Consider the following 13,896-nt stretch of genomic DNA (forward strand, 5'->3'; position numbering starts at 1 on the left):
GGCCCGAGAGGGAGTACACCAAGGTGGTAGCACCTAAAAAGGGAAAGAATGCGAGCGCTCAGAGTAAGCCCGGGCGCTCGCTGGCCCTGATCCTGATCGCCATCGTGGCGCTCACCGGAGGCATGTTCGCCTCCGGGCACACGACTCCGCGTCTCGGTATCGACCTGGCGGGCGGCACGAGCATCACACTCCGGGCCGTGCCGGAGGCGGGCCAGGAGTCCGCGATCAACAAGACCAACATGGACACCGCGGTCGACATCATGAACCGCCGTGTCAATGGTCTGGGTGTTTCCGAGGCCGAGGTCCAGACCCAGGGCGACCGGAACATCATCGTCAACATCCCCAAGGGGACGAACTCGAAGGAAGCCCGGGAGCAGGTCGGCACCACCGCCAAGCTGTACTTCCGTCCCGTCCTGGCCACCGAGCTCTCCGGTGCCGACGCGACCGGCAGCCCCTCGCCGAGCGAGACCGGCGGCGCCTCGGACAAGGCCACCGACAAGGCGACGGACAAGGCGACCGACGGCGACAAGGCGACCGACGGCGACAAGGCGACCGACGGCGACAAGGCGACCGACGGCGACAAGCCGAGCAGCGGCACTCCGTCCGACGCCGCGTCGGCCAGCGCCACCACGCAGGGCCGCGCCGCCAGCGACGCCCTGAAGGCCGACCCGACCCCGTCCGCCAAGAGCTCCGACGGCGCCTCCCCGTCGCCGAGCGCCAGCGCCTCAGGCGACGACGCCACCGCCAAGCTGCAGCAGCAGTACGCGGCCCTGGACTGCACCGACAAGGGTGCCCGTGCCAAGGCCGGCAAGGGTGCCAAGCCGGCCGACTCGACGGTGGCCTGCGGTCAGAACTCGCAGGGCCAGTGGCAGAAGTACATCCTCGGCCCCGCGGCGGTCGACGGCACCGAGGTCGACAAGGCCGACGCCGTCTACAACACGCAGACCGCGGCCGGCTGGACCGTGACGATGAAGTTCACGGACAAGGGCAGCAAGAAGTTCGCCGACATCACCGGCAAGCTGGCGCAGAACCAGTCCCCGCAGAACCAGTTCGCCATCGTCCTGGACAACGAGGTCGTCTCCGACCCGTACGTCAGCCAGGCGCTCACCGGCGGCAGCGCGGAGATCTCCGGCAGCTTCGACCAGGAAGAGGCCCAGAGCCTCGCCAACATGCTGTCCTACGGCGCGCTGCCGCTGACCTTCAAGGAGGACAGCGTCACCACCGTCACCGCCGCGCTCGGCGGTGAGCAGCTCAAGGCCGGTCTGATCGCGGGCGCGATCGGTCTCGCCCTGGTCGTCCTCTACCTGCTGTTCTACTACCGCGGGCTGTCGTTCATCGCCGTCTGCTCGCTGCTCGTCTCGGCCGGCCTCACCTATGTGATCATGGCGCTGCTCGGCCCGACCATCGGCTTCGCCCTGAACCTGCCGGCGGTGTGCGGTGCCATCGTCGCCATCGGTATCACGGCGGACTCGTTCATCGTGTACTTCGAACGCGTCCGCGACGAGATCAGGGAGGGCCGCACGCTGCGTCCCGCCGTCGAGCGGGCCTGGCCGCGCGCCCGGCGCACCATCCTGGTCTCCGACTTCGTGTCCTTCCTCGCCGCCGCGGTGCTCTTCATCGTCACCGTCGGCAAGGTGCAGGGCTTCGCGTTCACGCTCGGTCTGACGACCCTGCTGGACGTGGTGGTGGTGTTCCTCTTCACCAAGCCGCTGCTGACGCTGATGGCCCGGCGCAAGTTCTTCGCCAGCGGCCACAAGTGGTCGGGCCTCGACCCGAAGGCGCTGGGCGCCAAGCCCCCGCTGCGCCGCACCCGCCGTCCGTCCCGCCCCGCCGGCCCTGTCGACCCGAAGGAGGCGTGAGAGATGTCGAAGCTCGGCACGCTCGGCGCCCGACTGCACCACGGTGAGGTCGGCTACGACTTCGTCAAGAACCGCAAGATCTGGTACGGCATCTCGATCCTCATCACCATCACGGCCATCGTCGGCCTGGCGGTGCGCGGCCTGCACATGGGCATCGAGTTCCAGGGCGGCGCGGTCTTCACCACTCCGAAGAACATGAGCGCCTCGGTCTCCCAGGCCGAGACCTGGGCGGAGGAGGCCTCCGGGCACGACGCGATCGTCCAGAAGCTCGGCGACGGCAGCCTGCGCATCCAGATCGCGGGCACCGACACCGGGCAGTCGGACCAGATCAAGGACGAACTCTCCAAGGACCTGAACGTCCCGGCGGAGAAGATCAACGCCGACCTGGTCGGTCCCAGCTGGGGCGACCAGATCGCGAACAAGGCCTGGCAGGGCCTCGGGATCTTCATGGTCCTCGTGGTGATCTACCTGGCGATCGCGTTCGAGTGGCGGATGGCACTGGCCGCCTTCGTCGCGCTGATCCACGACATCACCATCACGGTGGGCATCTACGCCCTCGTCGGCTTCGAGGTCACCCCGGGCACCGTGATCGGTCTGCTGACGATCCTCGGTTACTCGCTCTACGACACGGTCGTCGTCTTCGACAGCCTGAAGGAACAGACGCGGGACATCACCAAGCAGACCCGCTGGACCTACGCGGAGATCGCCAACCGGTCGATCAACAGCACCCTGGTCCGTTCCATCAACACCACGGTGGTGGCCCTGCTGCCGGTGGGCGGCCTGCTGTTCATCGGCGGCGGTGTCCTCGGCGCCGGCATGCTCAACGACATCTCGCTGTCGCTGTTCGTCGGCCTCGCCGCGGGCGCCTACTCGTCGATCTTCATCGCCACGCCGCTCGTCGCCGACCTCAAGGAGGCCGAGCCGCAGATGAAGGCCCTCAAGAAGCGGGTCCTGGCCAAGCGGGCCCAGACGGCGGCCAAGGGCGAGCAGGCGCCGGACGCCGAGGAGGAGACGCCGTACGCGGACGACGAGCCCGACGACGCGGCGCCGGCGGTCGTCGGCCCGCGGAACCAGCCCGCGTCCCGCGGCAGGGGACGCGGCCGGCCCTCGGGGAAGCGCCGATGACCGGAACCACCGGCCTCACGGAGCTGCTCCTGAGCCGCATCCGGGACGTGTCGGACCACCCGGAGCCGGGCGTGGTGTTCAAGGACATCACCCCGCTCCTGGCGGACCCGGCGGCGTTCGCCGCGCTGACCGACGCGCTCGCCGAGGTCGCCGGGCGCACCGGTGCCACCAAGGTCGTCGGCCTGGAGGCCCGCGGCTTCATCCTCGGCGCCCCGGTGGCCCTGCGGGCCGGCCTCGGCTTCATCCCCGTGCGCAAGGCGGGCAAGCTCCCCGGAGCCACCCTCAGCCAGGCGTACGACCTGGAGTACGGCTCCGCCGAGATCGAGGTGCACGCCGAGGACCTGAGCGCGGACGACCGCGTATTGGTCGTCGACGACGTCCTGGCCACCGGCGGCACCGCCGAGGCCTCGCTGGAGCTGATCCGGCGGGCCGGGGCCGAGATCGCGGGCGTCGCCGTCCTGATGGAGCTGGGGTTCCTGGGCGGGCGGGCCCGGCTGGAGCCGGCCCTGTCCGGGGCGCCGCTGACGGCGCTGCTCACCGTCTGAGCCACACGCACCGCACCCTGGGGCGGGCCCGGAGGAATCCGGCGCCCGCCCCAGGCGTTGCACCAGTCGACGGCCCTCACACCGGCCTGAAGGCGATCCTGGGACACAGGATCGCTACCATGGGGTATCCGGAGCCTGACCGGGGGACCCGGATCGCGCACGAGGAGTCCTCTTGCCAGACGAGGCCCAGCCACTGACCGCCGCAAAGCCCGAGTCCGCCTCGGCGTCCGCGGCGAAGCCCGCGCCGAGCGCGCCCCAGGCGAAGAACGACACGCGTGGGCCGATCCAGCACGCCGCGTCCGCGCCGGTCGACAAGCCGGCCGAGCAGCAGCCGCGCCCCAAGACGCTCCCGTCCGAGCGCCCGCAGAACGCGCCCGTGGTCCGCGCCCCCGCCGGGCAGCCCGCCCGCTCCGGCTCCTCCAACCGCGTCCGCGCCCGTCTCGCCCGGCTCGGCGTGCAGCGCGCCAACCCCTACAACCCGGTCCTGGAGCCGCTGCTGCGCATAGTGCGCGGCAACGACCCGAAGATCGAGACGGCGACCCTGCGCCAGATCGAGCGCGCCTACCAGGTCGCCGAGCGCTGGCACCGGGGCCAGAAGCGCAAGAGCGGCGACCCGTACATCACGCACCCGCTCGCCGTCACCACCATCCTCGCCGAGCTGGGCATGGATCCGGCCACGCTGATGGCGGGACTGCTGCACGACACCGTCGAGGACACCGAGTACGGCCTGGAGGACCTGCGCCGCGACTTCGGCGACGTGGTCACCCTGCTCGTCGACGGCGTCACCAAGCTCGACAAGGTCAAGTTCGGCGAGGCCGCGCAGGCCGAGACGGTCCGCAAGATGGTCGTCGCCATGGCCAAGGACCCGCGCGTCCTGGTCATCAAGCTCGCCGACCGCCTGCACAACATGCGCACCATGCGGTATCTCAAGCGCGAGAAGCAGGAGAAGAAGGCGCGCGAGACCCTGGAGATCTACGCGCCGCTCGCCCACCGCCTGGGCATGAACACCATCAAGTGGGAGCTGGAGGACCTCGCCTTCGCGATCCTCTACCCCAAGATGTACGACGAGATCGTCCGCCTGGTCGCCGAGCGCGCCCCCAAGCGCGACGAGTACCTCGCCGTCGTCACCGACGAGGTCCAGCAGGACCTGCGCTCGGCCCGCATCAAGGCGACCGTCACCGGCCGCCCCAAGCACTACTACAGCGTCTACCAGAAGATGATCGTCCGCGGCCGGGACTTCGCGGAGATCTACGACCTGGTGGGCATCCGCGTCCTGGTGGACACCGTCCGCGACTGCTACGCGGCGCTCGGCACGGTCCACGCCCGCTGGAACCCGGTTCCGGGGCGGTTCAAGGACTACATCGCGATGCCCAAGTTCAACATGTACCAGTCGCTGCACACGACGGTCATCGGGCCCGGCGGCAAGCCGGTCGAGCTGCAGATCCGCACCTTCGACATGCACCGCCGCGCGGAGTACGGCATCGCCGCGCACTGGAAGTACAAGCAGGAGGCCGTCGCCGGTGCCTCCAAGGTGCGCACCGACGCGCCCAAGGCGTCCGGCAAGAGCAAGGACGACCACCTCAACGACATGGCGTGGCTGCGCCAGCTGCTCGACTGGCAGAAGGAGACGGAGGACCCCGGCGAGTTCCTGGAGTCCCTGCGCTTCGACCTGTCCCGCAACGAGGTTTTCGTCTTCACCCCCAAGGGCGACGTCATAGCGCTCCCCGCCGGGGCCACCCCGGTGGACTTCGCCTACGCCGTCCACACCGAGGTCGGTCACCGGACCATAGGAGCACGGGTCAACGGGCGTCTGGTCCCGCTGGAGTCCACCCTGGACAACGGCGACCTGGTGGAGGTCTTCACCTCCAAGGCGGCCGGCGCGGGCCCCTCCCGCGACTGGCTCGGCTTCGTGAAGTCGCCGCGCGCCCGCAACAAGATCCGCGCCTGGTTCTCCAAGGAGCGCCGGGACGAGGCGATCGAGCAGGGCAAGGACGCCATCGTCCGGGCCATGCGCAAGCAGAACCTGCCGATCCAGCGCATCCTGACCGGGGACTCCCTGGTCACGCTCGCGCACGAGATGCGGTACTCGGACATCTCCGCGCTGTACGCGGCGATCGGCGAGGGCCATGTCTCCGCGCAGAACATCGTGCAGAAGCTGGTGCAGGCGCTCGGGGGCGAGGAGGCGGCCACCGAGGAGATCGACGAGTCGGTCCCGCCGGCCCACGGCCGCGGCCGCAAGCGCCGGACCAGCGCCGACCCCGGCGTCGTCGTCAAGGGCGTCGAGGACGTGTGGGTCAAGCTGGCCCGCTGTTGCACGCCCGTCCCCGGCGACCCGATCATCGGCTTCGTCACCCGCGGCAGCGGCGTCTCCGTCCACCGCAGCGACTGCGTGAACGTGGACTCGCTGTCCCGGGAGCCCGAGCGCATCCTCGAGGTCGAGTGGGCGCCCACCCAGTCCTCCGTCTTCCTGGTCGCCATCCAGGTCGAGGCGCTGGACCGCTCCCGGCTGCTGTCGGACGTCACGCGCGTGCTGTCCGATCAGCACGTCAACATCCTCTCGGCGGCCGTCCAGACCTCCCGCGACCGCGTGGCCACCTCCCGGTTCACCTTCGAGATGGGCGACCCGAAGCACCTCGGGCACGTCCTGAAGGCCGTACGCGGCGTCGAGGGCGTCTACGACGTGTACAGGGTGACCTCGGCGCGCAGGCCGTCGTAGCGGGCCGCACAGGCGCACACACGAGAGGGGCTCCCGTACGCGACGTACGGGAGCCCCTCTCGTGCCGGTCCGCCGGCGTCAGCCGCCGAACTCGTGCAGGCCCTTGAGCGCCTGGTCCAGCAGCGCCTGGCGGCCCTCGAGCTCACGCGCGAGCTTGTCGGCCTTGGCGTCGTTGCCCTGGCCGCGCGCCTGCTCGATCTGGGCGCGCAGCTTGTCCACGGCGGCCTGGAGCTGCCCGGTCAGCCCCTCGGCGCGCGCGCGTGCCTCCGGGTTGGTCCGGCGCCACTCGGCCTCCTCGGCCTCCTGGAGGGCCCGCTCGACCGCGTGCATCCGCCCCTCGACCTTCGGCCGGGCGTCGCGCGGCACGTGGCCGACGGCCTCCCAGCGCTCGTTGACCGAGCGGAACGCGGCACGGGCCGCCTTCAGGTCGGTGACCGGGACGAGCTTCTCGGCCTCCTCGGCCAGCTCCTCCTTGAGCTTCAGGTTCTCCGTCTGCTCGGCGTCCCGCTCGGCGAAGACGGAGCTGCGGGCGGCGAAGAACACGTCCTGGGCGCCGCGGAAGCGGTTCCACAGGTCGTCCTCGTGCTCGCGCTGGGCGCGGCCCGCGGCCTTCCACTCGGACATCAGGTCGCGGTAGCGCGCGGCCGTCGGTCCCCAGTCGGTCGAGCTCGACAGTGCCTCGGCCTCCGAGACCAGACGCTCCTTGGTCCGGCGGGCCTCCTCGCGCTGCGCGTCGAGCTGCGCGAAGTGCTGCTTACGGCGCTTGGAGAACGCCGAGCGGGCGTGCGAGAAGCGGTGCCACAGCTCGTCGTCGGACTTGCGGTCCAGGCGCGGCAGGCCCTTCCAGGTGTCGACCAGGGACCGCAGCCGCTCGCCGGCCGCCCGCCACTGGTCCGAGCGCGCCAGCTCCTCGGCCTCGGCGACCAGGGCCTCCTTGGCGCCCCGCGCCTCGTCGGACTGCTTGGCCCGCTGCGCCTTGCGCTCCTCGCGCCGCGTCTCCACGAGCGCGACGAGCTTGTCCAGACGGGCCCGCAGGGCCTCCAGGTCACCGACCGCGTGGTGCGCGTCCACCTGCTCGCGCAGATGGTCGACGGCGGCCTGGGCGTCCTTGGCCGACAGGTCGGTGGTCTTCACCCGCTTCTCGAGGAGGCCGATCTCCACAACCAGGCCCTCGTACTTGCGCTCGAAGTAGGCCAGTGCCTCCTCGGGGGAGCCTGCCTGCCAGGATCCGACGACCTGCTCGCCGTCGGCCGTACGCACGTACACGGTCCCCGTCTCGTCGACGCGGCCCCACGGGTCGCTGCTCACAGCGCCTCCTCCACATGATGCCTGCGGAGGGCTTCGCTACCCCCGGGCATCGTCCACAGTTTCGTCACGGCCAACATAGGCGACCGGCGGGTGGCCTGTCCGCATCCCGCACGACCGAACTTCCGCTGATGAGGGTCAGGATTTCGTGACCGTCGCCTTGTCGATCACGACCGTCGCGTTGGGCGCGGTGTTGCCGGTCGTGGGGTCCGCGGCCTGGGCCCCCGCGGAGGCGATCTTCTTCAGGACCGACATGCCTCCCTCGGACACCGTGCCGAACGGCGTGTAGCTCGGGGGCAGCTGGCTGTCCTGGTACACCAGGAAGAACTGGCTGCCGCCGGAGCCGGGCTGGCCGGTGTTCGCCATCGCCACCGTGCCCGCCGGGTACACGTTGTCCTTCAGGCTCTTGTCCTTCAGGTTCTCGTCCGGGATGTTGTAGCCGGGACCGCCGTTGCCCTGCGCCGTGGGGTCGCCGCACTGGAGCACGTAGATGCCCTCGGTGGTGAGCCGGTGGCACTTGGTGTGGTCGAAGTAGCCCTTCCCGGCAAGGAAGTCGAACGAGTTGACGGTGTGCGGCGCCGCCTTCGCCTTCAGCGCGATGTCTATGTCACCGCACGTGGTCGCCAGCTTCATCGTGTACTTCGCCGACTCGTCGACGGTCATCGCAGGTTCCTTCTTCCAGGTCTGCGTCTTGACCTTGCCGTCGGCCGGCTTCTCGCACGGGTCCGGCGCCTTGCTCGGCGCCGAGGCGCTCGGCGTCGCCTCCGCGCCCGCGCTCGTCTTGCTGTCGTCGTCGTCCCCCAGGACCACGCCGGTCGTGTACAGCGCGACGCTGCCGATCAGGATCACGCCGAGCACGGACGCGATCGCGGCGTTGCGCATGCGCGCCTTGCGTCGTGCGGAGGTACGTCGCTGCTGCTGCCGCAAGAACTTCTCCCGGGCGAGCTGACGCCGCCGCTGCTCCTGGGTGACCACCGGGTTCTCTCCTCATGCGTCTTCGTGTGCCGACCGGTACGCGTGGGTGCGATGAGCCGACCGTGGGCGTGTAGCCCCGTACCGTATATGGGTTCGCTGAGGAATCGGCACCGCCGGTAGGCTCTGACCATGGGCGCGATCCGTTCGCAAGCCCACCCGTACCGACCCAAACGAAGGACGATCGTGCTCATTGCCGGGTTCCCCGCCGGGGCCTGGGGGACGAACTGTTATCTCGTCGCCCCGGCCGCCGGAGAGGAGTGCGTGATCATCGACCCGGGCCACCAGGCGGCCCCCGGAGTCGAGGACGCGATCCGCAGACATCGGCTCAAGCCCGTCGCCGTCGTCCTCACCCACGGCCACATCGACCACGTGGCCTCGGTCGTCCCGGTGTGCGGTGCCCACGACGTGCCGGCCTGGATCCACCCCGAGGACCGCTACATGATGAGCGACCCGGAGAAGGGGATCGGCCGCACCATCGGCATGCCGCTCATGGGCGAGCTGACCGTCGGGGAGCCGGACGACGTCAAGGAGCTGACCGACGGCGCGCGGCTGGAGCTGGCCGGCCTGGACCTGTCGGTCGCGCACGCACCGGGCCATACCAAGGGGTCGGTGACCTTCGGCCTGCCCGAGGCGGCGGACGTCCCGCCGGTCATGTTCTCGGGCGACCTGCTGTTCGCCGGCTCCATCGGACGCACCGACTTCCCCGGTGGCTCCATGGACGACATGCTCGAGTCCCTGGCACGCGTGTGCCTGCCGCTCGACGACTCGACCGTGGTGCTGTCCGGACACGGCCCCCAGACGACCATCGGCCAGGAGCGCGCCACCAACCCGTACCTGCGGCAGGTGGCATCCGGCCAGGGAGCCCCCGGGGCTCCCCGACGAGGAATGTGACGAGACCTTCCGTGAGCACCTTCAAGGCCCCCAAGGGCACGTACGACCTGCTGCCGCCCGACTCCGCCAAGTTCCTGGCGGTCCGCGAGGCGATCGCCGCCCCGCTGCGCAACTCCGGCTACGGCTACATCGAGACGCCCGGTTTCGAGAACGTCGAGCTGTTCGCGCGCGGTGTCGGTGAGTCCACCGACATCGTGACCAAGGAGATGTACGTCTTCGAGACCAAGGGCGGCGACCGCCTCGCCCTGCGCCCGGAGACCACCGCCCCCGTGCTGCGCGCGGTCCTCGAGGCCAACCTGCACAAGGCGGGCAACCTGCCGGTGAAGGTCTGGTACTCGGGCTCGCAGTACCGCTACGAGCGCCCCCAGAAGGGCCGTTACCGGCACTTCTCCCAGGTCGGTGCCGAGGCGATCGGTGCCGAGGACCCGGCCCTGGACGCCGAACTGATCATCCTGGCCGACCAGTCGTACCGCGCGCTCGGCCTGCAGAACTTCCGCATCCTGCTCAACTCCCTGGGCGACCAGGAGTGCCGTCCCGTCTACCGGGCCGCGCTGCAGGAGTTCCTGCGGGGGCTCGACCTGGACGAGGACACCCTGCGCCGCGCCGAGATCAACCCGCTGCGGGTCCTGGACGACAAGCGCCCGGACGTGCAGAAGCAGCTCACCGGCGCCCCGCTGCTGCGCGACTACCTGTGCGACGCCTGCAAGGCGTACCACGAGGAGGTGCGCGAGCTGATCACGGCGGCCGGTGTGGTCTTCGAGGACGACCCGAAGCTGGTGCGCGGCCTGGACTACTACACGCGCACGACGTTCGAGTTCGTCCACGACGGCCTCGGCTCCCAGTCCGCGGTGGGTGGCGGCGGCCGCTACGACGGCCTGTCCGAGATGATCGGCGGCCCCTCCCTGCCCTCGGTCGGCTGGGCCCTCGGCGTCGACCGCACCGTCCTCGCCCTGGAGGCGGAGGGCATCGAACTGGACATCCCGTCGGCCACCTCCGTCTTCGCCGTCCCGCTCGGCGAGGAGGCCCGCCGGATCCTGTTCGCCAAGGTCACCGAGCTGCGCAAGAACGGCGTCGCCGCCGACTTCTCCTACGGCGGCAAGGGCCTGAAGGCCGCGATGAAGGCGGCCAACCGCTCCGGCGCCCGCTACGCCCTGGTCCTCGGCGAGCGCGACCTCGCCGAAGGCGTCGTCCAGCTCAAGGACATGGAGTCCGGCGAGCAGACCGCGATCGGTGTCAACGAGATCGTGGCCGAGCTGGAATCGCGGCGCGGCTAGCGATCCGCACCCTCCAGGGGCACGCGTTCCGTACGCGTGTGCCCCTGGAGAACGGACGGTGGCCGGAAGGCAGCGCTCCGGGGTGATCGCCGATCCGTTCATATGTTCATCGAACGGTGCCCCTACAGGGTCGTGCGGCACAATGGCCCCTGCCCGAAGCAGGTCCGACCCTCCAGTGACGGAATCGGCGTGATGAGCAAGACGACAGTGAAGGACGTCTCCACCGTGGACGAGTCCGCGCCGGACCCCAGGGCCCGCACCCCGCGCACCGAAGGCGGCAGCCGGGCCCTCGCGCTGCTGCTGGTGATCACGGGCGCGGCCGGCCTGCTCGCCGCGTGGGTCATCACGATCGACAAGCAGAAGCTGCTCGAGGCCAAGATCGCGGGCACCACCTTCACACCCGGCTGCAGCCTCAACCCCGTCGTCTCCTGCGGCAGCGTCATGGAGAGCGACCAGGCCTCCGTCTTCGGGTTCCCGAACCCGATGCTCGGCCTCGCCGCCTACGCCGTCGTCGTCTGCGTCGGCATGAGCCTGCTCGCCCGCGCCACGTTCCCGCGCTGGTACTGGCTCACCTTCAACGCGGGCTGCCTGTTCGGCGTCGGCTTCGTGTCCTGGCTCCAGTTCCAGTCCCTGTACCGGATCAACGCGCTGTGCCTGTGGTGCTGCCTGGCCTGGGTCGCCACGATCCTGATGTTCTGGTACGTGACGTCCTTCAACGTCCGCAAGGGCTTCCTGCCCGCGCCCGGCTGGCTGCGCGGCTTCTTCGGCGAGTTCACCTGGGTCCTGCCGGTGCTGCACATCGGCATCATCGGCATGATGATCCTCACCCGCTGGTGGGACTTCTGGACCAGCTGACCGGTCCGGCGGGAGGACGGGCCCACCGGGCCCGTCGCGTTGTCGGTGCGGTCCTTTAGGGTTCAGGACGTGGAGCCCGATCTGTTCACCGCCGCAGCCGAAGAACGCCAGGAGAAGGACCCGACCGGCAGCCCCCTCGCCGTGCGGATGCGTCCGCGCACCCTCGACGAGGTCGTCGGCCAGCAGCACCTGCTCAAGCCCGGATCCCCCCTGCGCCGTCTGGTCGGCGAGGGCGCCTCCGGCCCCGCGGGACCGTCCTCGGTCATCCTCTGGGGCCCGCCGGGCACCGGCAAGACCACCCTGGCGTACGTCGTCTCCAAGGCCACCAACAAGCGGTTCGTGGAGCTGTCGGCGATCACCGCCGGCGTCAAGGAGGTCCGCGCGGTCATCGACGGCGCCCGCCGCGCGGTCGGCGGGTACGGCAAGGAGACCGTCCTCTTCCTCGACGAGATCCACCGCTTCAGCAAGGCCCAGCAGGACTCCCTGCTCCCGGCCGTCGAGAACCGCTGGGTCACCCTGATCGCCGCCACCACCGAGAACCCGTACTTCTCGGTGATCTCCCCGCTGCTCTCCCGCTCCCTCCTGCTCACCCTCGAACCCCTCACCGACGACGACGTGCGCGGCCTGCTCCGCCGCGCCCTCGCCGACGAGCGGGGACTGGGCGGCGCCGTCGCGCTCCCCGAGGACACCGAGGCGCACCTGCTGCGCATCGCGGGCGGCGACGCCCGCCGTGCGCTGACCGCGCTGGAGGCCGCCGCCGGGGCCGCGCTCGACAAGGGCGAGGCGGAGATCGGCCTGACCACGCTGGAGGAGACGGTCGACCGGGCGGCGGTGAAGTACGACCGCGACGGCGACCAGCACTACGACGTCGCCAGCGCCCTGATCAAGTCCATCCGCGGCTCCGACGTCGACGCCGCCCTGCACTACCTGGCCCGGATGATCGAGGCAGGCGAGGACCCCCGCTTCATCGCGCGGCGACTGATGATCTCCGCCAGCGAGGACATCGGCCTGGCCGATCCGCAGGCGCTGCAGATCGCCGTCGCCGCCGCCCAGGCCGTTGCCATGATCGGCTTCCCGGAGGCCGCCCTCACCCTCAGCCACGCCACCATCGCCCTGGCGCTGGCCCCGAAGTCCAACGCCGCGACCACCGCCATCGGCGCCGCCCTGGAGGACGTGCGCAAGGGGCACGCCGGACCGGTCCCCGCGCATCTGCGCGACAGTCACTACAAGGGCGCCGGCAAGCTCGGACACGGGCAGGGGTACGTGTACCCGCACGACCTGCCCGAGGGCATCGCCGCCCAGCAGTACGCGCCGGACGAGCTGAAGGACCGCACCTACTACACGCCGACCCGGCACGGCGCCGAGGCCCGGTACGCGGACGCGGTGGAGTGGACCCGCGGGCACCTCGGTCGCAAGCCCACCTGAGCAGCCTGTAGAATCGCCCGGAGTGCCGAGTCCCGTGCAGTCAGAACGGGACAACCGGCCGGAACCCCCAGCGGGTTCCAGGAGCGTCGCGCACCGTCGATCGGTGTCGCGGGCAGCCCACCACCACCCGGAGTTCCGGACAGGTCGGTGGGCCACTCGCGTGCTGCACGTATGTGCCCAGACCAGGGGAGCGGCTGCCCGGCAGGTCCGACACGGACCCGGCGGGTTTCCCCGGCTGCGGATTGCGACCTCCCACAACCCTGACAAGCCGGAACTAGGAAAGAGACACAGTGGCGAACCAGTCCCGCCCCAAGGTCAAGAAGTCGCGTGCCCTCGGCATCGCGCTGACCCCGAAGGCCGTCAAGTACTTCGAGGCCCGCCCCTACCCGCCGGGCGAGCACGGCCGCGGCCGCAAGCAGAACTCGGACTACAAGGTCCGTCTGCTCGAGAAGCAGCGTCTGCGCGCGCAGTACGACCTCAGCGAGCGCCAGCTCGTCCGCGCCTACGAGCGTGCCTCCAAGACCAACATGAAGACCGGCGAGGCCCTGGTCATCGAGCTCGAGCGCCGTCTCGACGCGCTGGTCCTGCGTTCGGGCATCGCCCGCACGATCTACCAGGCCCGCCAGATGGTCGTCCACGGCCACATCCAGGTCAACGGCCAGAAGGTCGACAAGCCGTCCTTCCGCGTCCGCCCGGACGACGTGGTGCAGGTGCGCGAGCGCTCCAAGGAGAAGACGCTCTTCACCATCGCCCGCGAGGGTGGCTTCGCCCCCGACGGCGAGATCCCGCGCTACCTCCAGGTGAACCTCAAGGCCCTGGCGTTCCGCCTGGACCGCGAGCCGAACCGCAAGGAGATCCCGGTGATCTGCGACGAGCAGCTCGTCGTCGAGTACTACGCCCGCTGATCCCAGCGCCGGCGCAGTACC

General features: G+C 70.3%; 11 protein-coding genes. 9 read left to right on the forward strand and 2 right to left on the reverse strand.

All coding sequences use genetic code 11. From position 1 onward, the window contains the following. Window positions 1-23: 23 nt before the first annotated feature. The 4 genes from secD to relA all read left to right on the forward strand — a co-directional run bounded on the left by secD (window position 24) and on the right by relA (window position 6,245). Window positions 24-1,859 (forward strand): protein translocase subunit SecD, encoded by a 1,836-nt coding sequence (gene secD, locus EV562_RS19660; protein ID WP_166661888.1) that lies wholly within the window; start codon window positions 24-26, stop codon window positions 1,857-1,859. Window positions 1,860-1,862: 3 nt separating this feature from the next. Continuing rightward, on the forward strand, window positions 1,863-2,984 hold the full coding sequence (gene secF, locus EV562_RS19665) for a protein translocase subunit SecF (RefSeq protein ID WP_133888102.1): 1,122 nt from the start codon (window positions 1,863-1,865) through the stop codon (window positions 2,982-2,984). Further along, window positions 2,981-3,529 carry an adenine phosphoribosyltransferase gene (locus EV562_RS19670; RefSeq protein WP_133888103.1) on the forward strand — a complete coding sequence of 183 codons (549 nt, stop codon included), beginning with the start codon at window positions 2,981-2,983 and terminating at the stop codon, window positions 3,527-3,529. Before secF ends, EV562_RS19670 begins: the two co-directional genes overlap by 4 nt. Before the next feature lie 172 nt (window positions 3,530-3,701). Continuing rightward, window positions 3,702-6,245, forward strand: coding sequence for a GTP pyrophosphokinase (gene relA / locus EV562_RS19680; protein WP_133888104.1), 2,544 nt, complete (start codon window positions 3,702-3,704; stop codon window positions 6,243-6,245). Window positions 6,246-6,323: 78 nt separating this feature from the next. Here the strand turns inward: relA and EV562_RS19685 are convergent, their stop codons facing one another. Both EV562_RS19685 and EV562_RS19690 read right to left on the reverse strand, forming a co-directional pair. Next, on the reverse strand, window positions 6,324-7,553 hold the full coding sequence (locus tag EV562_RS19685; RefSeq protein ID WP_133888105.1) for a DUF349 domain-containing protein: 1,230 nt from the start codon (window positions 7,551-7,553) through the stop codon (window positions 6,324-6,326). 135 nt (window positions 7,554-7,688) lie between these two features. Next, complete coding sequence (locus EV562_RS19690) at window positions 7,689-8,525, reverse strand: peptidylprolyl isomerase (protein ID WP_133888106.1); 837 nt, start codon at window positions 8,523-8,525, stop codon at window positions 7,689-7,691. Between the two features lie 183 nt (window positions 8,526-8,708). On the opposite strand from EV562_RS19690, the gene EV562_RS19695 reads away from it, so the two are divergent. The 5 genes from EV562_RS19695 to rpsD all read left to right on the forward strand — a co-directional run bounded on the left by EV562_RS19695 (window position 8,709) and on the right by rpsD (window position 13,875). Next, a complete protein-coding gene (locus tag EV562_RS19695; protein WP_133888107.1) occupies window positions 8,709-9,416 on the forward strand; it encodes an MBL fold metallo-hydrolase in 708 nt (235 codons plus the stop codon). 11 nt (window positions 9,417-9,427) lie between these two features. Continuing rightward, entirely contained in the window at window positions 9,428-10,690 is a 1,263-nt protein-coding gene (hisS, locus tag EV562_RS19700) for a histidine--tRNA ligase (protein ID WP_133888108.1), read from the forward strand. A 192-nt stretch (window positions 10,691-10,882) separates the two neighbouring features. After that, window positions 10,883-11,545, forward strand: coding sequence for a vitamin K epoxide reductase family protein (locus EV562_RS19705; protein ID WP_166661889.1), 663 nt, complete (start codon window positions 10,883-10,885; stop codon window positions 11,543-11,545). Window positions 11,546-11,614: 69 nt separating this feature from the next. Beyond that, window positions 11,615-12,970, forward strand: coding sequence for a replication-associated recombination protein A (locus tag EV562_RS19710; RefSeq protein ID WP_133888110.1), 1,356 nt, complete (start codon window positions 11,615-11,617; stop codon window positions 12,968-12,970). A gap of 290 nt (window positions 12,971-13,260) precedes the next feature. After that, window positions 13,261-13,875, forward strand: a complete 615-nt coding sequence (rpsD, locus tag EV562_RS19715) for a 30S ribosomal protein S4 (RefSeq protein WP_133888111.1) — start codon at window positions 13,261-13,263, stop codon at window positions 13,873-13,875. Window positions 13,876-13,896: the final 21 nt, after the last annotated feature.

The organism is Streptomyces sp. BK208 (assembly GCF_004364245.1).
In the GTDB taxonomy this organism is placed as follows: Bacteria; Actinomycetota; Actinomycetes; order Streptomycetales; family Streptomycetaceae; genus Streptomyces.

Coding starts and splice junctions, on each gene's coding strand:
- EV562_RS19705 (WP_166661889.1), top strand. CDS start 10,883: ATGAGCAAGACGACAGTGAAGGACGTCTCCACCGTGGACGAGTCCGCG.
- EV562_RS19670 (WP_133888103.1), top strand. CDS start 2,981: ATGACCGGAACCACCGGCCTCACGGAGCTGCTCCTGAGCCGCATCCGG.
- secF (WP_133888102.1), top strand. CDS start 1,863: ATGTCGAAGCTCGGCACGCTCGGCGCCCGACTGCACCACGGTGAGGTC.